Genomic DNA, 23968 nt, shown 5'->3' with positions numbered 1-23968 from the left:
GGGCGGCTCACCATTTGATGGCCGGGAAGGAGCACTGCTTCCGCTCGGGCGCCCACGGGAGGCTGTTCACGATGATCGACCACATCGAGGCCTGCTCGACCAGACAGGCCACGTCGATGGCGACCGCAGGATTTCACCGTCCATGCCCTATGAACGCGCACCCCCGCCGATCCGCTGCCTCAGCGGTTCTCCTCGCGCGGCTGGGAGGTCAAGCACCTCTCATCGACCATATGGGAGACACCGGGCAGCCTCTTCGCAGGGATGACCGCCTCCCGGCCGGCACCGGCCCGCGGCATGCTCCTGAGCACGCGCCACCCCGCTCAGCGCGTGAGTTCGGCGAAGGACTTCTCCCAGCGGTCCGCGATCATGGAGATGTCGTACTTCCTCGCCGTTTCGAGGGCGTTCGCGGCCATCCTGTGCCTGCCCTCCTCGTCGTCGATCATCTTCAGCAGCCCCGCCGCGAGGGCGTCGACGTCGTCCGGCGGGACCAGCAGCCCGTCGTGGCCCGAGGTGATGATCTCCCTGGGCCCCCGGGGGCAGTCGAAGCTGACCACGGGGACCCCACAGGCGAACGCCTCGATGATGGTCATGCCGAAGCCCTCGAACCGGGAGCTGACCGCGTGGATCGAGGCCTTGGCGAGCTCGCCCTCGATGTCGCCCGTCGGTCCCATGAACGTGACGTTGTTGTGCAGGCGCAGCTTGACCGACAGCCTGATCAGCTTGTCCGCGACCCGGCCCTCGCCATAGATCCGCAGTTTCCAGTCGGGGCGCTTCTTGACCACCTCGGCGAAGGCCTTCAGCAGCCGGTCGTACCCCTTGACCGGAACCAGCCGTCCCGCCGCCAGCACGATCCGGTTGTCCTGCTTTGAGCGGGGACGCGGTCCTCCGGCCAGCCCGTTGCCGATGGTGTACACCCGCGTCCTGGCCTGGCCGAGCATGGTCCGGTAGTCCCGCTCGTCGGCCTCGGTGAGGGTGACGACCGCGTCGAGCCTGGGGTACCACTGCCGGATCTCCTCGAAGATGCCGGGCTGGTGGGCCTCGAAGTGCAGGTGCTCCTGGGCGATCGTCACGGTCTTTTTGCGGGCGAACCTGGCGGCCATGATGTTGAGCCCGGCCCTGGTCGTGACGAGCACGTCGGTGCGCAGCCGCTGCAGCTCACGCCTGAGCACCTCGTCGCTCCAGGCGGTGAAGGAGGAGTAGGCGCGCTCCTCGGGGTGGATCAGCGCGCTCTCCTGCGCGCTCAGCCGCTCCGCCTTCTTCGTGTACGGCCAGCGGACCCGCGCCCCCGGACGCAGGTCGACCAGCGAGCGCAGCCCGACCTTCTCCCCCAGCGGCAGGAAGGGCCGGTCCGCGTGCTGGAAGACGCTGATCACCTCGACGTCGTGCCGCGCGGACATCTCGGTGGCGAGATCGAAGGTGGCGCGGATCGTGCCGCCCATGCCGTAGGCGTTGAGGATCAGGTAGGAGATCTTCACGAGGTCTCCTCCTCGACGCTGAGCGCGACGGCCAGGCTGTCGGTCTCCGTGTAGTACGGCCTGACCCTGATCCGCCCCACGTGCTGGGCGGGGAAGCGCACCTTGGTCTTCTTGTCGGTGACGTCGTCGAGCCGGGTGGCCAGCGGCAGCCGTACTCCGGCGATCTCCGCGTGCAGGTCCCAGAAGGCCCGCTTGCGCGCCTGCGCCTCCGCCATCGGCGCGATCGGGACACCACCCCCGAACCGCCGCCCGCTGAAGGCCGCGGGCCCGCTCACCGGCTCTGGCCCCTTCCGCGCCACGGCCACGAGCCTGGCCGGTCCCGCGTACGGCTCGCCATACGCGACCAGGCCCTCGACCTCGATCACGCCGTCGTCGGAGACGACGCCGGTCACCTCGACATACGGCCCGACCTCGCGGACCGTCAGGGCGAGGATCCCCGCCGTGGTGCGGAAGGCCCTGATCTCCCGGTCGCGGGGTGTCTCGGCGTAGGTGAGCAGACCGTCCAGCGAGAACCCGGGGTCGTCGGTCATCAGGGGGCCGCCACGGTGGGACGCCAGCCAGATTCCCGCCCGCAGGCCGGTGAGGTCGGCCCCCGGGCGTTCCTCCCCCGTCTCGGCGTGCCGCAGGACGATCTCCGCGTCATCCGGCTGTGGCCACTCGACCCGCAGTGTGTCGTTGTCGTCCACCCGGCTGGTTACGGCTCGCCTGCCCCCAGGCACCGCCGCTTCCCGACGCGTTTCCATGCTGACCAAGAGTCCCCCGGTCCCTCGTTGCCCATCCCCGCAAAACAGGACATTGTTCGGTAGATTTGTAACGAATGCATCGAAATTCGCTGTGAATTCTAACGATGCACACCCAACCTTTGAGGGGAATTAGCCAGGAATGGTTCCAATCGATCTACAATCCGTGGGTGGGAACCATATGGCTGCGCTGGTCCGTGCCCTTCACCAGCTGATATACGTCATAGACAGCTCTTGGAGGTTCAGCAGCCTGCGGTAGCGGCCCGAGCCGACCACGCCGACCTCCCGTCCTCGCTGGACGAGCAGGTGTCCGCCCGACCCGTCCCCGTCGTGCAGCCGGAGACCGCCGAGCCCGTCCCGGTAGAGCACGCCGACCTGCCCGCCGTTCCCCGCGTCGAACGTCGCGATCTCGGTGGCGCCGGGCACGACCTCCGTCCTGCCCTCCTCGGTGTGCATGATGTTCCTGCCCAGCGCCACCGTGAACCGTCGGCCGTCGGCGCTGATCCGGACTCCGTTCACCCCTTCCGGCGCGCCCGGCAAAGGCCTGAGCCGTACCTTCCTGGCCGTGTCGAGATCGGTTCCTCCCGCCTCGGTGTCGAACACCCACACCTCGGGGGCGTCAGGCCCCATCTCGAAGACCGCCGTGGATCGCCGTAGCACCCACGTGTCCCCGGCGGACGTCCCCTCATCCCCCTTCCCCGTGGCGGATGGCTTCCCGGTGGCGGACGGCTTCCCGGTGGCGGATGACCGGACACCGGGCCGGACCGGCGCCGTCGGCCCCGACTCGACGGCCGACACCGTCCCGTCACGCGGATCGACGACCACCACCTTGCCCTGCCCCGGCCCGTCCTTCGCGTCCTTCCCGTCCTTCGGCCCCGGCGGCGGGCTTGCCGTCGGCGTCACCCGGACGATCCGGGGAGACGGGGTCCGCGCCACGTCGGCCTGCGTCGCCGGGTGCTGGAAGGCCACCGAACGGCCGTCGGCGGTGATCGAGACGTTCAGGACCACCCCATCGTGGGAGGAGACGAACTCACGGCTCACGCCGGTCGCCAGATCGGTCATCCCGAGCCGCCCCTTCATGGGGCCTTCGATCGCGCACGACGCCAGGCCGTAGACCAGCTTCGCGCCGTCCGCGCTGACCCCGAGCGAGGTGGGCGTGGTTCCCCTGGGCAGCGTGACGGGAAGCCTGTCCGCCCGCGCCACCGCACCCGTCCCGCCGAGCCTCACCCGGAAGAACCGGGTCTCGCAGGCGGGGGTGGCCATCGCGACGTAGAACACCTCCTTCGTGGCGTCCACCAGGCCGAGCCTCCCTCCCGCGACCGGTACGGAGAACCTGCCGGTCTCCTCGCCCGTGTCCGAACGGTGAAAGACGACCTCGCCGCCGCCGCCGCTCGTGGCGAAGTACTCCGGAGCGGCCCCCGTGGCCGGTCCGGCGACGTCGTCACCCCGCCCTCCCTGGGCGATGACCACCGCTCCCGCGATCACACCGGCCACCGTCGCCGCCGCCACCAGCGGCACGACCCACACCCTCCTCGTACGGCGGGCCCCCTCCCGCACCCCGCCCCTGCCCGTACGGCCCGCGTTCGGCAGGAACGCGGGGACGTCGTCGACGGTCTCCCCCACGGCCCTGGCCGCGTCCCGCAGCCTGTCGACGATCTCGTTCACCGGTTCTCCCCAAGCAGACGGCCGAGCGCGTTCAGCGCACGGTGAGTGGTTGACTTGACCGTCCCGCGGCTGATCCTCATGGCCTGCGCGGTCTCCTCCTCGGACAGGTCGGCGTAGAAGCGCAGCAACAGCACCTCGCGCTGCCGGACCGGCAACCGCCGCAGGGCCTCCAGGACGGCCCTGCGCTCGTCGCCGAGCATCGCCACGGACTCGGCGGACCAGACGGGCGGCTCGTAGGTCCCGGCGAACCAGGAAGGCAGCCGCCTGCGCCGCAGCACACTGCGCGCGTTGTTCAGCACGGCGCTACGCAGATAGACGAGCGCCTTCGCGGGATCCCGCAGCCCGCCGAACCGGCGGTGGAGGCCGAGGAAGGCCTCCTGGACCACGTCCTCGGCGGACTCGCGGTCCCCGAGGATGACCAGGGCCAGCCTGGTCAACCCGAGCGCGTGTTCGGCGTAGAGCCCGCTGACCGTCTCAGCCTGTCCGGGCCTTCCCAGATTCAACGTTTCGGCCTGCATGACCAAGAGACGCGGAAACCATCCCCGGGTTGCTCCGGACAGGACGATTTTCCTAACGCCGCTTTCCGACGTCCTTCCTAAGCGCTTCCCGGATCCCTCAGGACGCCGTCTTCCCGAAGGGTCAGAGCCTCGGCTGCCGCAGTGAGATGGTCATCGCCTCGACGGCCATCTGCGGGTTGACGTTGGCGGCCAGCCTCTCCCGGCAGCGCATGATCGCGTCGATCCTGCGCAGGGTGTCCTCGGGGGTTGAGGATGCGGCCAGGCCGTCGAGCTCCGCCCTGCGGTCCTCGTTGGCCAGCTCGACGTGCGCGCCGAACTGCACGGCCAGCACGTCGCGGTAGAACGCCACCAGGTCGAGCAGCGCCGCGTCGATGACGTCGCGTTTGGTCCTGGTCGCCCGGGACTTCTGCCGGTCCTCCAGGTCTTTCAGCGCCCCGGCCCCGCCCCGGATGAGCCCCTTGTTGAGCCCCTTGCCCGAGGACCCCTCACCGTAGATCTTCCGGAGCTCGGTGATCTCGGACTCGTTCAGCACCGAGGTGACCGCGGCGGCCTCCTCCTCGGCGGTCTTCACCAGCCGCTCCGCGGCCGTGACGCACTCCCCGATGCCGGTGAGCGACCTGGGGATGGACAAAACGGCGTCGCGGCGCTTGCGCGCATCCTCGTCCAGCGCGAGCCTGCGGGCCCGCTCGATGTGCCCCTGGGCGGCCCTGGCGGCGAACTCCGCCATCGCGGGCGGCACGTTCTCGCGGGTGGCCAGCACGTGGGCGACCGCGGCCGTGGGAGGCGTGACAAGCGTGACCAGGCGGCAGCGGGATCTGATGGTGATCATCATGTCGTCCGGAGCGGGCGCGCAGAGCAGCCAGACGGTCTTCGGCGGCGGCTCCTCGATCGCCTTGAGCAGTGCGTTCGACGCCCCCTCCGTGGCGCGGTCGGCGTCCTCGAACAGCACGACGCGCCAGCGCCCCAGGGTCGGGGCACCGGCCGCACGGAGGATGAGCTGGCGGGTGTCCTTGATCCCGTAGGAGAGCCCCTGCGGGCGGACGATCTCCAGGTCGGGGTGGGAGCCGATGGCCACCTGGTGGCACATGTCACAGTGGCCGCACCCCTGGTCGGGGCAGAACAGCGCGGCGGCGAACGCCCGCGCCGTCTCCTCCCTGCCGGACCCCGGTGGGCCGGTGAACAGCCAGGCGTGGGTCATCCCCGCTCCGCGCCCGCCGGACAGGAGCTCGGCTCCCGCCGCCGCGGCCCGGCGGAGCGTCAGGGCCGCCTGCTCCTGCCCCACAAGGTCATCGAAGACTCCCACGCCATCAACCTACCGCCGGGATCAGTCGCGGATGACGGGGATGGTCCCGGTGGCGTCCTCAGACTCCTCCGGCACCGGGTCGGGCAGGATCTCGCGCATCCGGTCGTGGATGAGCAGCGAGATCTGCTCCTGGGCGAGGGTCCCGTCGACCACCAGGTAGCGGTCGGGGGCGGCGGCGGCCAGCGAGCGGAACTCACGGCGCACCCGCTCGTGGAACTCAAGCGGTTCCGACTCGATCCGGTCGGCGGCGCCGCCGAGCCGGGTCAGCCCGATCGACGGCGGGGTGTCGATGAGCACGGTCAGGTCGGGGACGAGCCCGCCCGTCGCCCAATTATTGATCTTCGCGACGTCTGCGGGGTCGAGCGCCCGCCCCGCGCCCTGGTAGGCCAGCGAGGAGTCGACGTAGCGGTCGGAGATCACCAGGGAGCCCCGGTTGAGGGCGGGGCGGATGACCTTCTCCACGTGCTCGGCCCGGTCCGCGGCGTACAGCAGTGCCTCCGACCTGGCCGAGAGCCCCTGGTGCACGGCGTCGAGCAGGATCGCGCGCAACCGCATCCCCACCTTGGTCGAACCGGGCTCCCTGGTCTGCACGACGTCGAAGCCCTGGTCTCTGAGCCAGATCGCCAGCAGCCTGGACTGGGTGGTCTTGCCGGACCCCTCGCCCCCCTCGAACGCGATGAACATCCCCCTCGGCTGCTCCGCGCTCTCCGGCACGACGCTCTGGCCCCGCACCGCGGCGACCAGGTCGGCGACGATCGACAGGCCCCTGCGGTCGTCCATCTGCCGTAGCGCGAGGAACCCGACGGCGACCGCGAGCAGCGCGCCGATCAGCAGCACCAGGTTGGAGCCGTCGAACACGTAGACCGGGCTCCCGCGGAAGATGAGCTCGTGGCTGCCGAACAGGCCCGCCAGCGTCGGCGCGACCGCGACGACCAGCAGCAGGGTGACCCTGGCCAGGGACTGCAGGAAGGAGAACGTACGGCCACGCAGACCGTCCTCGACCTCCAGGCCGATCATGGTGTAGCCGATGATCCAGGCGGTTCCCGCGCACGCGCCGAGAAGCACGGTCAGCATGACGACGATCACCAGGTTGTGGACGAGCGCGATCGCCGCGAGCACCACCCCGGCCGTGATGATCGACAGCCCGAACAGCCTGCGCCGGGACAGCTCCCGCAGCAGTCTGGGCCCGAAGAACATGCCGGACGCCATGCCGAGGAAGACCGCTCCGAACACGACGCCGTAGGCCGGGTCGCCGCCGCCGAGTGCCTGCACGTAGAGCCTGGCCACACCGACCACCGCGCCGCCGGCCGCGAACGCGCCGAGCATGCCGATGATCAGGCCTCGGATCAGCTTGTTGGCGCCGACGAACCGCCAGCCGTCGACGATCTGCCGCAGCACCGACGGCGTGGAGACCGCGGCGGTCTTCGCGTTGGTCTTCGGGATGTCCCTGAGCATGAAGATGATGACGGCGGAGACCAGGTAGGCGAGGGAGTTGACGAACAGCGCCAGGTAGGTGTCCCGGGTGGCGAGGTAGGGCACGAAGTTGCCCAGGAAGTCGTTCGCGACCGAAAGCAACGCGAACAGCAGCGCGGCGACCGGGGCGGTGCCGTACGTGACGAGGAGGTTGAGCTGGTTGGCCTCCTCGAGACGCTCCTTGGGCACCAGGTTCGGCACGGTGGCGTCCTTGGCCGGCACCCAGAACAGGTTGACGCACTCGACCAGAAGCGTGGCGACGACCACCCACTGGTAGTTGCCGATCAACGGGATCGACAGGACCAGCGCGAACCGCAACAGGTCGGCGAAGAACATCGTCAGCCTGCGGTCGAACCGGTCGGCGAACGCCCCAGCGAGCGGGCCCAGCAGAATGGCCGGGAGCATCTTCGCGACGAAGACGCCGCCGATGGCGAGGCTTTGGGTCCGGTAGTCCGCCTCCGCGGTGAGGTTTCCCGCCAGGGCGGTCAACGCGATGATGTTCAGCCAGTCTCCGAGGCTGCACACCGACATGGCCGTCCACAGCCTGCGGAACGGCGCGTTGGCCAGCACGTGGGGAGGCTTGCGACGCGTGCTGTTCCGGCCAGGGATGGTCATGATGTCAGCGTATCCAGGTGCTCGCCGGGCGGGGGAGGACGCGTGGTCAGGCTGATCGGCCCGGCCGCTCGTCGCATGAGGGTAATACGTACGGCCTGTCCCGCGCAGCGGACACCGGTGGAAAACCGGCCGTCGGCATCGGTGTCAGCGAGGTTTCCCGCCGCGAAGCTCGAGAAGGGTGATCTCCGGCGGAGCACCGACCCTGACCGGCGGTCCCCAGAAACCCGCGCCCCGGGTGACGTAGACCTGGGTGCCGTCGACCTCGCCGAGGCCGGAGACGACCGGCTGCTGCAACGGGATGATCATGTTGAAGGGAACCATCTGGCCGCCGTGGGTGTGGCCGGACAGCTGGAGGTCGACACCGTACCTCGCCGCCTGGACGGCCTGCACCGGCTGATGAGCGAGCAGGACGGTCGAGCGGGTCTGGTCGCGCCCGCCCAGCGTCCGCTCGAAGTCGGGACCTTCGCCCGCCGCGGCGCCCACGACGTCGTCGACCCCCGCCAGGTCGAGCGTGGCTCCCTGGTGTGCGATCTCCACGCGTTCGTTCCTCAGGGGGCGAACCCCGAGGTCGCGAAGCTCCTCGATCCACTCGCCGGGACCGTTCACGGTGTAGTACTCGTGGTTGCCGGTGACGAAGTAGGCGCCGTAACGCGACTCCAGGTTCTTGAGCGGCCTGGCGAGCGGGCCGAGCTCGGCCACCGTGCCGTCGACCAGGTCACCCACGACGGCGACCACGTCGGCCTGGAGCGAGTTCACCATGCGGACGATGCGCTCCGCGTGCCCGACACCGGTGAGCGGGCCGAGGTGGATGTCACTGACCACGGCGAACCTCAGGCCGCTGAGACGCGGGTCCAGCCTGGGCAACGCCACGCTCACCCGCTCGATCACCGGGTCGCCGAGGGCGGTCCTGATGCCGGTCCCGACCGTGACGAGCGCGCCCGCCCCGGCGACGGCAGCCGCGGTACGGGCGACGAAGAGCCTGCGGCCCATGACGCTCCGCCCGCCCTCTCCCTCCGCAGAGAGGCCTGATCCGCCTGCCCCGGTTTCCTCGGGGAGCGGGTCGTTTCCCTGGGAGAGCGGGCCGGCTCCCTCGGGGAGCGAATCGGCGGCGGGAGCCGGGGAGGAGTCGGCGGGAGCGGGCCCCCTCACACCGGAGGCGGGCTCACGCACCGGGGAGGGCTCACGGGCCGGGGAGGAGACCCGGAGCGGAGAGAGGGTGCGGGCCAGAGAGGGGGCGCCCGCGCGTTCCGAGCGGCGCAGGGCGACCAGGGCCAGGGCTCGCGGGATCTCCAGGACCACCACGAACACGAGCAGGTAGAACATCACCGCGATCCAGAGGAACCCCGGCCAGGCCAGGAAGTGGCCCCATCCGCCGCGGGAGCCGACGAGCGTCACCGGGACGAGCGCCCCCAGCGCCACCACGACCCAGGTGAGCACCTTGCGGGTCCGGCCGGGGACCGTGGTCGCCCGGACGAGGCGGCGCCACAGGTAGTAGTGGACCAGGACGACCGCCAGGAAGGACGGCACCACGAAGCCCATCGCCGCCACGACTCGCTTTCTCTTGCGTCCGCTCGCCGTATCCGGCTCGCTCAGAAGAACAACCGCGGGCACGGTCGCCTTCCGCGAAACTACAAGATCTGCAAAAGCGGTGGGCGCGTCCGGAACCCCTGGGTTTCCAGGGCTCGGAAGCCCTCGGAGAACCCGGGAGTTCCGGGGCCCTGGACGGATCCCGGGCCCCGACGGCGGGAAGGGGTCAGGCCTTGGCCTTCGCCCTGGGCGCGGCGCGCTTCTTCGGCGCCGGACCGCGAGCACGACGGTCCGCGAGGAGCTCGGCGGCACGCTCGGTGGTGATCTGTTCGACCTCGTCACCCTTGCGCAGCGAGGCGTTCGTCTCGCCGTCGGTTACGTACGGACCGAAACGCCCTTCCTTGACCACGATCGGCTTCTTGGAGACGGGATCCTCGCCGAGCTCGCGCAGCGGCGGCGCGGCGGCGGCACGGCCCCTGCCGCGGGTTTTCGGCTGGGCGAACAGCTCCTTGGCCTGCTCCAGGGTGACCGTGAACAGCTCGTCCTCCGACGCCAGCGAACGGGAGTCGGTGCCCTTCTTCAGGTAGGGCCCGAACTTGCCGTTCTGCACCATGACCTCCTGCCCCTCCAGCTCTCCCAGGTTCCTGGGAAGCGAGAGCAGGCGCAGGGCGTCGTCCAGGGTCACGGTGTCCAGGGACATCGACTTCAGCAGCGACTCCGTGCGCGGCTTGGGCGCGTCGGCCTTCTTTGTCCGCTTCTTCCCCTCCGTGGGCGGTTCCTCGGGGAGGATCTCGGTCACGTAGGGGCCGTAGCGGCCGTCCTTGGCCACGATCATGTTGCCGGTGACCGGGTCCCTGCCCAGCTCCCGGCCGCCCGTCGGGCGGGAGAACAACTCCTCGGCCATCTGGGCGGTGAGCTCGTCGGGGGCCAGGTCCTCGGGAACGTTCACCCTGGCGCCGTCGCGGTCCAGGTAGGGGCCGTAGCGGCCGACCCGGATCATGATGTCGGTGCCCCGGATCGGGAAGGAGCTGATCTCCTTGGCGTCGATCTCGCCGAGCTCGGTGACCAGCACCTTCAGGCCCTCGTCACCCTCCTCGCCGTAGTAGAAGCGCCGCAGCTCCGGCACCCGCTCCGCCCGGTCGTTGGCGATGTCGTCGAGGACCTTCTCCATGTCGGCGGTGAAGTCGTAGTCGACGAGGTGCCCGAAGTGCTGCTCCAGCAGGTTGACCACCGCGAACGCCAGGAAGGACGGCACCAGGGCCGTGCCCTTCTTGAACACGTAACCGCGGTCCAGGATCGTTCCGATGATCGACGCGTACGTCGAGGGACGGCCGATCTCCCGGTCCTCAAGCTCCTTGATGAGCGAGGCCTCGGTGTATCGCGCGGGCGGCTTGGTCGCATGCGCCAGCACGTTGAGCTCGGCCGCGGTAAGACGGTCGCCCTCGGTCAGGTTGGGCAGGCGCTTCTCCGAGTCGTCGCGGTCGGTCGACGGGTCGTCGGCGCCCTCGACGTAGGCCTTCAGGAAGCCGTGGAAGGTGATCGTCCGGCCGGTGGCGGAGAACTCGACCTGCTCGCCGGAGCTGGATGCGCCCGTCACCTTGACACTGACCGACTCGCCGACCGCGTCCTTCATCTGGGAGGAGACGGTCCGCTGCCAGATGAGCTCGTACAGCCGGAACATGTCGCCGCTCAGCCCGGTCTCGCCCGGTGTGCGGAACTCCTCACCCGAGGGGCGGATCGCCTCGTGCGCCTCCTGGGCGTTCTTCACCTTGCTGGCGTACACCCTCGGCTTGTCAGGCACGTAGGCCGCGCCGTACAGCTTGATGGCCTGGCTGCGGGCGGCGGCGATCGCGGTCTCCGACAGCGTGATGCTGTCGGTTCGCATGTAGGTGATGTAGCCGTTCTCGTACAGGCGCTGGGCGACCTGCATGGTGGACTTCGCCGAGAAGCCCAGCTTCCTGCTGGCCTCCTGCTGCAGAGTGGTCGTCCTGAACGGCGCGTACGGCTTGCGGGTGTACGGCTTGCGCTCGACCGAGGCGACCTTGTAGGCCGTGCCGGCCAGCCTGCCCGCCAGCGCCCGCGCGGCCTGCTCGTCCAGATGGAGCACGCTCGCGCTCTTGAGCGTGCCGTTGCTCGCGAAGTCACGACCCTGGGCGACGCGCTTGCCGTCGACGCCGGTCAGCGCGGCGGTGAAATCGCGCGGGGACTCGTCGCGGCCGGTGTCGAACAGCGCCTGCAGGTCCCAGTAGCTCGCGCTGGTGAACGCCAGGCGCTCGCGCTCCCGCTCGACGACCAGCCTGGTCGCCACGGACTGCACGCGTCCCGCGGACAGGCGGGGCTTGACCTTCTTCCACAGGACGGGGCTGACCTCGTAGCCGTAGAGGCGGTCAAGGATGCGCCGGGTCTCCTGGGCGTCGACCAGGCGCAGGTTCAGGGCACGCGGATTGGCGACCGCCTCCTGGATCGCCCTCGGGGTGATCTCATGGAAGACCATGCGGTGGACCGGCACCTTGGGGTTGAGCACCTCGCGCAGGTGCCAGGCGATCGCCTCGCCCTCCCGGTCCTCGTCGGTGGCGAGATAGAGCTCGTCGGCATCCTTGAGCAGCTGCTTGAGCTTGCTCACCTGTGCTTTCTTGTCGTGGTTGACGACATAGAGCGGCTCGAACTCATGGTCCACATTGACGCCCAGGCGGGCCCACGACTTCCCCTTGTACTGCTCGGGGATGTCATCGGCCTTCTCGGGGAGGTCGCGAATGTGTCCGATGCTGGACTCCACGACGTAGCCGCGGCCGAGGTACCCAGCGATGGTCTTCGCCTTGGAAGGCGACTCGACGATCACCAGGCGGGTTCCGCCGGCGTTGCCGTTCTTGGCTGGCACGCTGCTTCCTACCTCGCTGTTCGCATTCGTTCCCCGTTCACTTCCACTCGGGTTACCCGATCTGGATCGGGCACACTCCCAAGTAAAGCCGCAAGGACGCACAATAAAGCCCTATGGGAGCCGACGTCCCCTGCCCACCCTCGGAGACTAATCGCTGTGCTCGACTACTCCTACTTGGTTCTCCATCTTCCACGTGGCACCTCCCGGGACGCAGCCCGGCGGATACTGACCGAACATGCAGAATACGGCGACTGGGAACTCGACCGTCTGCGACTGTATCCCGACGGCCGCCGTGACATCCGACTGCGTCGGAAGATCATACGTGTGACCAGGACGATGTGACCCCGAACATGGCTTTGCCCGTCCCGGGCCGCGCCCCCGGAACGGGCAAAGCTTCTCTGCCCCGCCGGGGCGAACGAAGATCGTAAACTGGAGTCACGATCTTCGTCCGCCGCCCGCGAAGCGCCTATGCGTCTCCCTCAGAAGATCGGAGGAGACATGGCCGCAGGGTTACCGAGGCCTTACCTCTTGGCGAACCGGATACGGCGCGCGGTCACGAAAAGCGTGGCGGAGGCGGCGGCCATGGCGCCGAGCACCAGGGCGAGCAGCGAACCGGCGTTCATCCCGGTCACGCCGACCGGCTGAGCGGCGCTCATCAGGCCGACGGGCAGGGCACCGCTGACGGGCAGGTCGCCGCCGACCGGCAGGGACTTGCCGACGGGCAGGGCACCGCCAACGGGCAGAGACTTGCCGATCGGGGCCGAGGGGACCAGGCCGTTCGCGACGGCCAGCGGGGAGTCGCCCTTCCGCGGCGAGGACTGGGCGCCGCGGCTCGCACCGGACCGGCCCGAAACCCCCGACACGTCCGAAACTCCAGCCGCGTCGGTCACGCCGGTCACATCCGGGACCCCGGCGGAGTCGGCGACATCGGTCACGTCCGGAACCCCGGCCTGCTTCGTGACGCCGGTCACGTCCGGGACTCCGGCTCGGCCGGTGGCACCGGTCACGTCGCCGGGCACCTGGGGAAGCTGGGGCAGGCCCGCCATGTCGCGCACCCCGTCGACCGCGGGCAGGGAGGAGGCGCCGGAACCGCTGGCCTGCCGGACCAGGTCACCCGTGCCCTTCGCCGAGTTCAGACCCGGGGCCGCGGGGAGGACGGACATGAGGCCGCTGGTCCTGTGCTTGCCGGGGACGTTCCACCGGCCGTTACCGGCGTGCGCCTGGCCGCTGAGCCTGTCCCCCGACGCGCCCACGTGGGAGCCGCCGAGGCAGCCCGCGGCGGCGTCGCCCAAGGCGGCGACCGCGTTGCCGCAGGCGTTGATCGGCGCGGTGATCGGCGCGACGACCTGGTTACCGCCCAGGACGCTGTGGTGGCCGTTCGTGCGGTTGCCGCCGGCACCGGCACCGGCGCCACTGCCGCTCTTGATCGAAGCACCGCCCCTGCACCCGGCGAACGCGTGGCCCAGGACGGCGACCGCGTTGCCGCAGACGTTCGCCGGCGCGGTGATCGGCGCGACGACCTGGTTGCCACCGAGCACCGACCCCCTGCCCGAGGTGGTGTTGCCGCCGACGCCGCGTCCCTGCCCGGAGCCCTGGATCCCGGAGCCCTGGATCCCGGAGCCGCCCACGCAGCTCGCCTCGGCGTTGCCGACCGCGTTGCCGCAGGCGTTGATCGGCGCGGTGATCGGCGCGACGACCTGGTTGCCGCTGCCCACGGCGAAGCGGCCGTCGGTGTCGTTGCCCCCCGCTCCCTGGTGCGAACCGGGACGTGGCCCCTGCCAGCCCGGGTGCCCACCCGGGTGGCCGCCCGGGTAACCGGGCTTGCCCGGCCAGCCGGGCCTGCCCGGACGCCCCGGCCCCTCTCCGCCGGGAACCTCGACGCCGCCCTTGCACCCGGCGAACGCGTGGCCCAGGACGGCGACCGCGTTGCCGCAGACGTTCGCCGGCGCGGTGATCGGCGCGACGACCTGGTTGCCACCGACCACGGACGCCCTGCCCGAGGTGGTGTTGCCCCCGGCCCCACGGCCGCCGCCGCCGGACCTCGTGACGGAGGAGCCACCCCTGCAGCCCGCGACGGCGTCGCCGAAGATCGCAACCGCGTTGCCGCAGGCGTTGATCGGCGCGGTGATCGGCGCGACGACCTGGTTACCGCCCAGGACGCTGTGGTCACCGCTGGTGCGGTTGCCCCCGGCCCCGCCACCGCCGCGACCCGACTTCTTGACGGAGGAGCCACCCCTGCAGCTCGCCTCGGAACCGCCGAAGAGCGAAACCGCGTTACCGCAGGCGTTGACGGGAGCGTTGATCGGCGCCTTGACCTGGTTGCCGCCGAGCACGGACCACTTGCCCGACGTCTTGCCGGGAATGCCGGAACCGGAACCGTCGGTGGAGTCGTCGACGGAGGCGCCTCCCTGGGAGGACCCGGTCGCCTTCCCCGCGACGGCGACGGCGTTCCCGCTGATGTCGATCGGCAGGGCGATCGGGGCGTCGATCTGGTTGCCGCCGCCGACCGAGTGGTCGCCGACGGTGTCGGCGAAGGCCGTACCGCCGCCCAGCGACATGACGCCCAGCGCGAGCAGTGCTGCGGGAGCGGTGCCCTTAACCCACGTACGCATGATTTATGCTCCTAGCGGTTCTTTAGGGGGATACCTGACATCTCGCGACCGGCGCGAAGCCATGCGGAATCAGCCGAGAGCCCGCACAGCGGAAGCCTCGACGGCCGTCACGAGGAACTGGGAACTACTCATCGCCGTTGACAGAGCGACCTCCCCGAGAGGGGATCAGGCACGCTCCATAACCGGTGGGCTCAACACCTCGACGCCTCGACGTCAGGAGCGCGCACCGGCCGGTGAGACGGGATCAGTCAGGAGAGAAAGAGGGGTCGTCCGCCGCTGTGCGGACGACAGGGGGAAGCGAGCACTCCGGCGGAACGCGCCGCGCCGCCAGCCGCGGGTCGTAGACGAACCGCGTGACATCCCCCACACCCGGCCCCGAGGGACCGGATCCACCACTGCTCTGGGGCACGAAACCATTCGCGCCGGAGCTGTGGTCGGCGGTCGCGGGTGCCGGGAATCCGGGCTTCGACTGGCTGGTGAGCCCGTCGACACCTCGCCCCGCCATGGCCTCGGCGTTGTCCGTCGCAGAAAGCCCGCCGCCGCCCGTGGGGAAGACACCGGCCTGAACGGCCTGTCCGGGAGCGGCTGAGCCAGGAGCTGCTGAGTTGGAAACGGCCGAGCCTGGAACGGTTGAGCCTGGAACGGCTGGGCCCGAAACGGCTGGGGCCGAAACGGCTGGATCAGGACCGGATGGGCCGGGACCGCTTGGGCCTGGAACGCCGAAGCCCGCCGCTCCTGTCGCCGCGGTGGTGTCCGCGGCCGCCGGAGCGGCACCGAGGAGCCCGAAAACGACCGTGAGCAGCCATCCTGCGGCCAGCAGGCCGCCGGCGGCGAAGGCTCGCCCGACGATCAGCCGGGCACCGGCCGCGAACCGCGCCATCCGATCGGCCCGGATGAGGACGGCGTCGTCAGCGGGAACGGCCACGGGCGCACGCCGGGCAGCGGACGAGAACGCCCTCCACTGCCCGTATGGCATGCGTGCCACGTGACCTCCCGAAGCTCCCGGCCGGGCCCGCCCCAAGGCATGACCCAACCCCTCAACGGAGAGTTACGCTAGCAGCACGGGGAGTCAGCGCGAGGGGTTTCCGGCGGGTTTCCGAAAGAACCCCTCAGCAGCCGTCAAGGAAGCGGTCAAGCACCCGCACCCCGAACTGGAGCGAATCCACCGGCACCCGCTCGTCCACCCCATGGAACATCCCGGAGAAGTCCAACCCGGCAGGCAGCTTGAGCGGCGCGAACCCGAACCCGCGCACCCCCAGCGTGCTGAACGCCTTCAGGTCCGTACCCCCGGAAAGGGTGTACGGCACGGCAAGCGCCCCCGGGTCCTCGGCCACGAGCGCGTCGGCCATGGCCCGCACGAGCGGCCCGTCGAACCCGGTCTCCAGAGCGATGTCGTGGTAGACGAACTCCCGGGTCACGTTGGGCCCGAGCAGCTCGTCCAGGGTCTGGAAGAACTCCTCCTCGTAGCCGGGCAGGAATCGGCCGTCGACATGCGCGGTCGCGGTCTGCGGGATCACGTTGGCCTTGTAGCCCGCCTCGAGCATGGTGGGGTTGGCGGTGTTGCGCAGCGTGGCGCCGATCATGCGGGCCAGCGGGCCCAGTTTGGCCACGGTCGCCTCGGGGTCGTTCGGGTCGAATTCGAGCCCGAGCGCCCTGGAGGTCTCGGTGAGGAAGGTGCCGACCGTCTGCGTCAGCCGTACCGGCCATTCGTAACGCCCGATGCGGCCGATCGCCTCGGCCAGCTCGGTGACGGCGTTCTCGTTGTTGAGCATGGAGCCGTGCCCCGCCCTGCCGGTCGCGGTCAGCCGCATCCAGGCGATGCCCTTCTCCGCCGCCTCGATGAGGTAGAGCCTGCGTGTCTCGTCAATGGAGACGCTGAACCCCCCGACCTCCCCGATCGCCTCCGTGCACCCGTCGAAGAGATCCTTGTGCTCGGTGGCCAGCCACTGCGCGCCGTACGTGCCGCCCGCCTCCTCGTCGGCGGTGAACGCCAGCACCACGTCCCGCGGCGGCCTGCGCCCCTCGCTGAGCCGCTGCCTGACGACCGCGAGGATCATCGCGTCCATGTTCTTCATGTCGACGGCGCCGCGCCCCCAGACGCACCCGTCGGCGACCTCCCCGCTGAGCGGGTGCAGGGTCCAGTCGGCGGCGTCGAACGGGACGACGTCGAGATGCCCGTGCAGGAGCAGCGCGTCACGGGAGGAGTCCTCCCCCGCGATGCGCGCGACCACGTTCGCCCTGCGGCTGTCGGACTCCAGGATCTGCGGCTCCAGCCCGACCTCGGCCAGCTTCTCCGCGACGTACTCCGCCGCCGCCCGCTCCCCGGGTCCTGTGTTGTCGCCCGCGTTGGTCGAGTCGATCCGGATCAGATCACGGCACAGCCCCGCGACCTCGTCCTCGCCATTGAGCGTGGTCATGGCAACTCCTTAGAATTGATATGGCTTGCGCCTCCATCCTGCCGTCGGGAGGACCGTCTCGGCATCCCCTGGTCACCGGCTCGGATACCGATATGACGCAAGCCCAAGAGTTTGCTAACCTGAGTCCGCCGACGCGGGATGACGGTCCCGCGTGCAGGCACCAAGTCCGGGTGGCGGAATAGGCAGACGCGCTAGCTTGAGGTGCTAGTGCCCTTTGCGGGGCATGGGGGTTCAAGTCCCCCCTCGGACACGTACCCTTGGCCGATGTCGTCCTGGTCAGTGCTCGCACTGACCAGGACTTTTCGCTTTCCGGGATGATAAGTCAACCGCACCCCCAGCCCGGCGTAGATCTTGGCCTTCCGCTCGGGATCGGCCTCGTTCAGCACTCGGACGGCGTCCCCCAACTCCCGCAGCAGGGCCGCCAGGCGTTCGTGGTCGAACTGAACGACCCGAACCGGCGGCATTCTCCGCAGCTTGTTCTCCGCCTCTGCTTTCCGGGCCTGTTCCTCCCTGATCCACCCCGCCACCACCGTGGGGTCCGCTCCGGCCTCCAGGGCGGCCCGATGCAGCGACAGCTTCCGATCGGAATCGGCTATCTGCCGCGTCAAGGCGGCCCCCTGATCGCGAGACGACGGGACGTCCCGCGCTCCCGCCAAGGTTCGTAGCGTGCGCTCCAGGTTGCCCGGGGCGAAGAGGCGCCCCAACCATTGATCGAGCCGCGGCACGATCACCGCTTCCCGCAAGTACACGTTGCGCGGGTGCATGACGTGGTTGGCCAGGGCGTATTCCTCGGGGAAGCGGCACCGGTAGGACGGTACCTCGTTCACCCACTGCCCTTGCATCCGGCGGTTGCACAGCCCACAGAACAGCAGCCCTCGGAGTTGGTAGGGCTTGGGAGTCCGCTTCCTGGTCTTGTCGGTGTGGCGGTCGCCCCGGCCCGCCAGGGTCGTTTGCACAGCCGTGAAGTCCTCAGTGCTGACGATCGGCGGGTGGGCAATGTCCGGGCCGCGATCTCGCTCACCACGCAGGCGCGGGCGGGATCGCCGCGGGCCACCAGCCTTGAGCGCCGCCACACCGCCACCACCCGCAGGCGCCGATACAGGGTGCGCAGGCTCAATTTCGGCCGGCCCAGGTACTGCCACAGCCGTGGCACCGTCCACGGCCCGGCCCGCTCCAGCAACGCCGCCATCCGTGCGAGCAGCCGCGGCCCGCCCGTGCGGGGCCGTCCGCAACGGGGCAGGCCGGCCAATCCCGCCGCTGGACGACCATGGACAGCATGAGCACCCTCATCGACGACCCGATGCCCGACAGCGTCCTGCAGGACGCTCTCACCGTGCTGAAGCCGTACCGTGCGCAGGTGGAGCCGTTGCTGCTGGCGGCCGAGGCCGAGTAGGCACATCACGGCGGCCCCGTCGCCGGTATGGAGGCGGAGCGCCGTCTGCCGGCTCAGTTCCGCGCCAACAGCGCCGCCGCGCATCGCGCCCTGGAGGCTGGCGGCGTCCGCGGAAAGCACGTCGTCCAGATCGTGTGAGCGGCGGGGATGTCAACTGATCGCGTTCGGGTGGCGGTGAGGCGGCGCGGAGCCCGCCTGTTCCCGGTGAAGCGAACAAGCGGCGACGGTCCGGGCCGATGCCGGGCCGCCGCCGCGCTGGTCGTCAGATCGTCCGGGTCAGTTCTGGACGGCGTAGGCCCGGGTGACGGTCTGCTTCACCTTCGGGAAGCCGGGGCCGGAGCCGGTGGCGCGCAGGGTGACGTACCCAGGGGTGGCGGGGTTGGTCACCGAGGTGCTCCAGCCGGTGCCGGTCCGGGTGAGGCGCAGGTCCTGCCACGTGCCGCCGTCGTCGAAGGACGCCTCGACCCGGAGGGTGTCCAGGCGGCCGCCGTCAGCGGTGATCGCGATCTCGGTCGTCGAGCCGGGACGGGCGCGGTTGGAGTCGTCCAGGCCCTGCGGGACATAGCGGATCGACGGCACCGCGTACCTCGTGTTCTCGGCGGCGTGCGCCGAGGCGAACGTCCACGCGCTGTCGACCTCCGTCGACAGGCCGCGTGCGGCGTCGCGGCGGGCCGAGACCGTGATGGTGTAGACGCCTTCAGCGGGCGGGACCTGCGCGGACACCCGGCAGTCGCTGACTAAGTCGCAGTCGGCCAGGTCGGTCTCCTGCAGGACGGTGTCGCCGTTGAGCAGTTTCATCGTGCCGGTGATGTCGGCGTCCCAGCCGGTGTGGGCGGGGTCGCTGTCGTTGAACAGGTCGTCGGGGAGGTAGTCGAGAGTGTCGCCTTCCCGGGTGATGCGCAGCGTACCGGGGCCGGTGACCGCCGCGTTCCACGTCTCGGTGTGCTGCCCGGGTGGCAGGGTTCGTATGTCGAGGTCGGCCAGGGTGTGACCGGCCTGGGTGAGTTCGCCGGACCAGAGGGTCCCCGTGATGGGGGTGAGGTAGTTGTCGAGGGTGCCGGGAAGCGTGACAGGGGTGCGATAATTCTGGAGGAACCACCCGCCGGGCAGCTCGAACTTTCGCTTGAAGCGGGCGGTGCCGCCGGTGTCCTGGGCGCGGAAGGTCATGGCGACCTTGGTCAGATCGGCTCTGGTGAACCGCTTGGCCGGCTCGAACGGCATCTCGCCGGTGCGCAGGTCGATCAGGTCGTACCTGCTCGCCGCCGCCCCTGGGGACACGAGCACCTGGTAGGCCAGATAGGTCAGCCCCTCCTGGCGGGAGGGCAGCACGAACACCGGGACCTCCGCCGGAAAGAAGTGGTAATCGGTCGAGGAGTGCGGGCCCGCCGTGTTCCTCATCTCGACCTGAAGGTCGCTGCCCGGTCTGGCCGCGGGGTCGTCGACGGCGAACTTGATCTGCCTGCCCAGGCGGGCGTCGAGCGTGAGCCGGACGTCGGCGGGCCCGACCCGGATCGGGCGGTTGACGAGGGTCTCGCTGACAATCACCACGTCGTTGGGATTCTGCCCCACCCGCTTCTCCGTCAGCCTGGCCCTGAGGATCCAGTCGCCGGGCTTCAGGCGCCGGTGGGCGACGCCGAAGATGAACTTCAGGGGTGTGCTCTCACCGGTCGTGGGGTTGTAGAGCGTCGATACGACGTTTTCCTCCGGTTCGCCGTTCCTGCCGACGGCTGTGACCGTGATGTTGTACGCCTCGGGTTCGACGTAGGCGCCGGCCAGGGTGCGCAGGACGGTCTGGCCCGAGGTGGCGGTGAGCGTGCCCGGGTAGTCGCCCGGCGGCAGCGAGGAGTCCAGGGTCAACCGGACGGTGGCGTCGCCGCCGGCGGGGAGGGCGAGCCGGTCGGTCGACAGCGTGTAGGGGCCGTCCTCGGTCAGGGACACCTCCACCGGCCGGTCGGAGGCGTTGGTGTAGGTGACGTCGCGGGTGAGGGGCTCGTCGTTGTGCGGCCAGAACCGGTACGTCCACAGGTTGCCGGTGTCGCTCACCACGTCCTGGGCGACCGCCTTGGCCACGTCGACGCGGCCGGCGCCCTGCTGGTAGTAGGTCAGCTTGGCGTTCGGCCTGGCCGACGCCATCAGCGCGGCCTTCAGCTGTCTGCCGTTCCAGCCGGGGTGCTGCTGCAGCAGGATCGCCGCGGCGCCGGCGACGTGTGGGGTCGCCATCGAAGTGCCGTCCATGGCCTCGTAGGGGGACTCGGCGCTCCACGGGCTGTGGGCCGCGACGATGCCCACGCCGGGGGCGGTGATGTCCGGCTTGACGGCCCGGTCGATGAAGCGGGGCCCGCGGCTGGAGGTATCCGCCAGGCTCTCGTCGCGGTCCACCGCGCCGACCGTCAGCGCGGCGTCGGCGCTGCCCGGGCTGTCGAGGGTCTCCTCGCCTTTTTTGCCTTCGTTGCCGGCGGCGACCAGGAACAGGCTTCCCGTCTGCTCGGACAGGGTGTTGACCGCCTCCTCAAGCGGGTCCATGGCCGGTGTGTCACGCATGCCGAGGCTCATGTTGACGATGGGAGCCTTGATCTCCAAGGCCGCCCATTCCATACCGGCGATCACATCGGACGTCTTGTTGTTGCCTTGGCCCTTGAGGACCTTGCCGACGGCGATCTTCGCGTCGGGCGCCGCGCCCCGGTACCTGCCGCCGGAGGCCGCTCCCGAGCCTGCGACGGTCGAGGCCACATGAGTACCGTGGTTGAACGTGTCCATGGTGTCGGGCGCGTCGGTGAAGTTGACGGCCTGGGTGACGACGCCCTTGAGGTCCGGGTGGTGGGGGTCGTAGCCGGTGTCGAGCACGGCCACCGTGACGCCCTTACCGGTCAGGCCCTTCGCCCACGCCTGCGGGGCGCCGATCTGCGCGACGCTCCTGTCCAGGGAAGGGAAGACGCCGCCGTCCAGCCACAGCTTGGACACCCCGGCGGCGAGGCTCTTGGCGCCGGGCTTGGGGCGCAGCCGCTGCCACACGGTGGAGGCCTGCGCCTTGGGCACCTCGGCCGCCTTCATCCCAACCGACCTCAGGCTGACCCCGGCGACGGCGGGCCCCGGGGCAGCGCCCCCCTTCGTCAGAACCGGAATACGGGTACTGCGGGCGTCGCCGTAACCCCATTCCAGCAGCCGGGTGACGTTGAACAGGCGCTCGTCGACCAGGCCCGCGTCGATCAACGGGGTCGCGTCGGAGGGCAGGACGTAGGTCTGCCCTCCCCGCGACTCGATCAAGAACGACACCTTGCGCCCGGCGCCCGGGGTCGCCTGGTAGGCGGGGGCACCCGGCTTGCCGGACGCGGTCACCCGGTCGCCGGTGATGAGCGTGATGCTCTCGCCACCGTTCTGCCCGCGTACGGGGTCGGACGGCGGCGCGGTCGTGCCGGCGGCGGAGGGCGCCACCGGCACGGCTAAGGCGCCCAGGGCGGCGAGTACGGCGAGCGCGGCGCGTTGACGCCGCTTCGCCGGTCGTTGTGCGTTCGTCATGGGTTTTTCTCCTTCTCTGGTTGGGTGTTCGGGATGGAGGGGGAACTTCGGGTACGCCAGGCAGAGCCACGGTTTCCCCGCTTCGTGAACCCGTGGATTAGGCGCTCGGAGCAGTGCGGGCCGCAAAGGGGGCGAAGAGCTTGAGGCCGTGGCGGTCCCAGCAGGGCAGGCGTTGAAACCGCCGTCTGGAACGGGCGGGTGTGCTCATGCCGCGCAGGCCGATCGTGCAGGTGCGGCATCCGGTGTGTCCGGCCGCCGCGCACGCTTTGCGCCAGCCGCTCCGCGCAACGCCAGCCGGCGCCGGCCGGGAGCGTCGCCGGGGCGATCAGGAGTGCCGGCAGGCGTCGCGAGAAATCCAGCTTCCTTCCGCTCAGAGGGGCTGAGCCCCTTTTTGCCCGGTGGGACTCGGGGACGTCGGGGGGAGCGGTCCTCGCCCCGCCGCAAGCATGCCGCGCCGGCCCTGCCGCGGCCGATCCCGCCTGCTACCGGTGTGAGGTACAGCCTGCGCTACCGCGCCATCGCCCGGCACCAGGGCGAGGATCTTCCGGCCTGGCTCGCCGCGGCGTGCAGGGCCAGCGCGATGTCCGCCGCTCCTTCGAGCAACCCGGCATCCATCCCTGGAGGCAGCAGCCGGGCGGCCAGGCCGCGAGGGTCGGTGCCGGGCGGAGCGAGGCTGGCCAGCAGGGGCGGCAGGCACGCGGCCGGGGCGCACCTGCCGCCGCTGCTGTTCGACGACGATCAAGCCGTCGCGTTGGCGATCGCGCTGCGTGGTGCCTCGCAGCTGGGTGCGGGCATTCAAGAGGCCGCCGCCCAAGCCCTCGCCACGATCTGTCAGGTCATGCCCACCAGGCTGCGCGCCCGGCTGGCTGCCTTCGAGCCGACGGTCGTCGACCACCCGGCCCGCGAGGGCGCGGACGGTCCGGCGGAGGCCGCTGCGCTGCTGGCCATCGGCGCTGCCATCGGCGCTGCCATCGGCGCCCGGGAAGAACTGCGGTTCGACTACGCCTCGCCCAGGCATGCCGGTGCCGGAGCGCGGGATGACCCTGCCGCGCCGCGCAACGCACAGCCGCACCATCTGCTGGCACGCCGGGGACGCTGGTACCTGATCGCGTGGGAACCGGCCAGTGAGGATTGGCGCGTCTACCGGGCTGACCGGATCACGCTACGCGTGCCGAACGGTCCCCGGTTCCTCCCGCGTGCGGTCCCCGGCGACGACCTCGCGAGGTTCCTGGCGGCCAGGCTCAAGGGCTCCGACGGGGCCGACCATTGGCCGTGTCAGGGAGAGGTGATCCTGTACCTGCCCGCCGCACAGGTGCTTCCCTTCGCCCATGACGGCGTCGTCACGGCCCTCAGCGAGGACCGCTGCCGGTTGCAGCTCGGCGCCTGGTCCTGGCCCGCCCTGGCGGCAGCACTCGCCCGTTTCGACACCGACCTCGACGTGGTCGGCCCTCCTGAGCTACGGGCGGCGTTCACCGAGCTCGCCCACCGCGCCACGCGCGCCGCCAACAGCGGCACCGACCACGGCAAGTGAACGACCCGGCGCACCCACCACCAGCCGACGGTATAAAACGGCCACGGAGTAGACCAGACGGCAGCGAAGCAGGCCTTTCCTAGCGCACACGTGACCGGGGCGCAGCCGCAACTGGAATAGACGCCATCATCTTGCACGCGCTGGGACAAGTCGTGACGAGCGACGTCCCACAAGGTCAGCCAAGGCGGTTGTGAACCCATAAGGGGTGCACACGGTCGCGGGGGGGGGACTAGTTGGGCACCGGCCCGCGCCCGCCCGAGAGAGTGATTGTGGGGGCCGGCCGCAGCTGGGTGGGGAAACCGGGG

At 70.3% G+C, this 23968-nt stretch carries 14 protein-coding genes, 1 tRNA gene and 1 pseudogene; 3 read left to right on the top strand and 13 right to left on the bottom strand.

What is annotated here, in order from left to right:
- Positions 1-320: 320 nt before the first annotated feature.
- The 8 genes from AB0395_RS42275 to topA form a co-directional block, all read right to left on the bottom strand.
- Positions 321-1475 (bottom strand): glycosyltransferase family 4 protein, encoded by a 1155-nt coding sequence (locus AB0395_RS42275; protein ID WP_366292079.1) that lies wholly within the window; start codon positions 1473-1475, stop codon positions 321-323.
- Positions 1472-2218 (bottom strand): hypothetical protein, encoded by a 747-nt coding sequence (locus tag AB0395_RS42270; protein WP_366292077.1) that lies wholly within the window; start codon positions 2216-2218, stop codon positions 1472-1474. The genes AB0395_RS42275 and AB0395_RS42270 overlap by 4 nt, the downstream gene beginning before the upstream one ends.
- Positions 2219-2419: 201 nt before the next feature.
- Complete coding sequence (locus tag AB0395_RS42265) at positions 2420-3880, bottom strand: hypothetical protein (RefSeq protein ID WP_366292074.1); 1461 nt, start codon at positions 3878-3880, stop codon at positions 2420-2422.
- On the bottom strand, positions 3877-4383 hold the full coding sequence (locus AB0395_RS42260) for a SigE family RNA polymerase sigma factor (protein WP_366292072.1): 507 nt from the start codon (positions 4381-4383) through the stop codon (positions 3877-3879). The genes AB0395_RS42265 and AB0395_RS42260 overlap by 4 nt, the downstream gene beginning before the upstream one ends.
- Positions 4384-4519: 136 nt before the next feature.
- Positions 4520-5701, bottom strand: coding sequence for a DNA polymerase III subunit delta' (locus AB0395_RS42255; protein ID WP_366292069.1), 1182 nt, complete (start codon positions 5699-5701; stop codon positions 4520-4522).
- A 21-nt stretch (positions 5702-5722) separates the two neighbouring features.
- Positions 5723-7789, bottom strand: coding sequence for a dTMP kinase (tmk, locus tag AB0395_RS42250; RefSeq protein WP_366292066.1), 2067 nt, complete (start codon positions 7787-7789; stop codon positions 5723-5725).
- Between the two features lie 144 nt (positions 7790-7933).
- Entirely contained in the window at positions 7934-9400 is a 1467-nt protein-coding gene (locus tag AB0395_RS42245; RefSeq protein ID WP_366292063.1) for a metallophosphoesterase, read from the bottom strand.
- 142 nt (positions 9401-9542) lie between these two features.
- Complete coding sequence (gene topA, locus AB0395_RS42240; protein ID WP_366292061.1) at positions 9543-12194, bottom strand: type I DNA topoisomerase; 2652 nt, start codon at positions 12192-12194, stop codon at positions 9543-9545.
- 156 nt (positions 12195-12350) lie between these two features.
- Between topA and AB0395_RS42235 the strand changes: the two genes are divergently transcribed.
- Complete coding sequence (locus tag AB0395_RS42235) at positions 12351-12536, top strand: DUF5703 family protein (RefSeq protein ID WP_366292058.1); 186 nt, start codon at positions 12351-12353, stop codon at positions 12534-12536.
- Positions 12537-12715: 179 nt separating this feature from the next.
- Here AB0395_RS42235 and AB0395_RS42230 read toward each other — a convergent pair whose 3' ends face one another.
- The 3 genes from AB0395_RS42230 to AB0395_RS42220 form a co-directional block, all read right to left on the bottom strand.
- Positions 12716-14806, bottom strand: a complete 2091-nt coding sequence (locus AB0395_RS42230) for a chaplin family protein (protein ID WP_366292056.1) — start codon at positions 14804-14806, stop codon at positions 12716-12718.
- 244 nt (positions 14807-15050) lie between these two features.
- Positions 15051-15782 (bottom strand): hypothetical protein, encoded by a 732-nt coding sequence (locus AB0395_RS42225; RefSeq protein WP_366292095.1) that lies wholly within the window; start codon positions 15780-15782, stop codon positions 15051-15053.
- A gap of 133 nt (positions 15783-15915) precedes the next feature.
- The gene (locus AB0395_RS42220) at positions 15916-17223 is read right to left on the bottom strand and encodes a M20/M25/M40 family metallo-hydrolase (protein WP_366292053.1); all 1308 of its coding nucleotides are present in this window, start codon (positions 17221-17223) and stop codon (positions 15916-15918) included.
- Positions 17224-17387: 164 nt separating this feature from the next.
- On the opposite strand from AB0395_RS42220, the gene AB0395_RS42215 reads away from it, so the two are divergent.
- A tRNA-Leu gene (locus AB0395_RS42215) sits at positions 17388-17473 on the top strand.
- A gap of 750 nt (positions 17474-18223) precedes the next feature.
- Here the strand turns inward: AB0395_RS42215 and AB0395_RS42210 are convergent.
- Together AB0395_RS42210 and AB0395_RS42205 are read right to left on the bottom strand one after the other, a co-directional pair.
- A pseudogene (locus AB0395_RS42210) lies at positions 18224-18478 on the bottom strand (IS630 family transposase); the annotation flags it as partial.
- Positions 18479-18892: 414 nt separating this feature from the next.
- Positions 18893-22132 carry a S8 family serine peptidase gene (locus AB0395_RS42205; protein ID WP_366292050.1) on the bottom strand — a complete coding sequence of 1080 codons (3240 nt, stop codon included), beginning with the start codon at positions 22130-22132 and terminating at the stop codon, positions 18893-18895.
- Positions 22133-22622: 490 nt separating this feature from the next.
- Here AB0395_RS42205 and AB0395_RS42200 point away from each other — a divergent pair, with 490 nt between their 5' ends.
- A complete protein-coding gene (locus AB0395_RS42200) occupies positions 22623-23663 on the top strand; it encodes a WYL domain-containing protein (protein WP_366292047.1) in 1041 nt (346 codons plus the stop codon).
- The last annotated feature ends 305 nt before the right edge of the window (positions 23664-23968 follow it).

It is taken from the genome of Streptosporangium sp. NPDC051023 (assembly GCF_040689595.1).
GTDB lineage: Bacteria > Actinomycetota > Actinomycetes > Streptosporangiales > Streptosporangiaceae > Streptosporangium.
This window is presented reverse-complemented; position numbering and strand designations above follow the sequence as displayed.

Coding starts and splice junctions, on each gene's coding strand:
- AB0395_RS42270 (WP_366292077.1), bottom strand. CDS start 2,218: ATGGAAACGCGTCGGGAAGCGGCGGTGCCTGGGGGCAGGCGAGCCGTA.
- tmk (WP_366292066.1), bottom strand. CDS start 7,789: ATGACCATCCCTGGCCGGAACAGCACGCGTCGCAAGCCTCCCCACGTG.
- AB0395_RS42230 (WP_366292056.1), bottom strand. CDS start 14,806: ATGCGTACGTGGGTTAAGGGCACCGCTCCCGCAGCACTGCTCGCGCTG.
- AB0395_RS42225 (WP_366292095.1), bottom strand. CDS start 15,782: ATGCCATACGGGCAGTGGAGGGCGTTCTCGTCCGCTGCCCGGCGTGCG.
- AB0395_RS42220 (WP_366292053.1), bottom strand. CDS start 17,223: ATGACCACGCTCAATGGCGAGGACGAGGTCGCGGGGCTGTGCCGTGAT.
- AB0395_RS42205 (WP_366292050.1), bottom strand. CDS start 22,132: ATGACGAACGCACAACGACCGGCGAAGCGGCGTCAACGCGCCGCGCTC.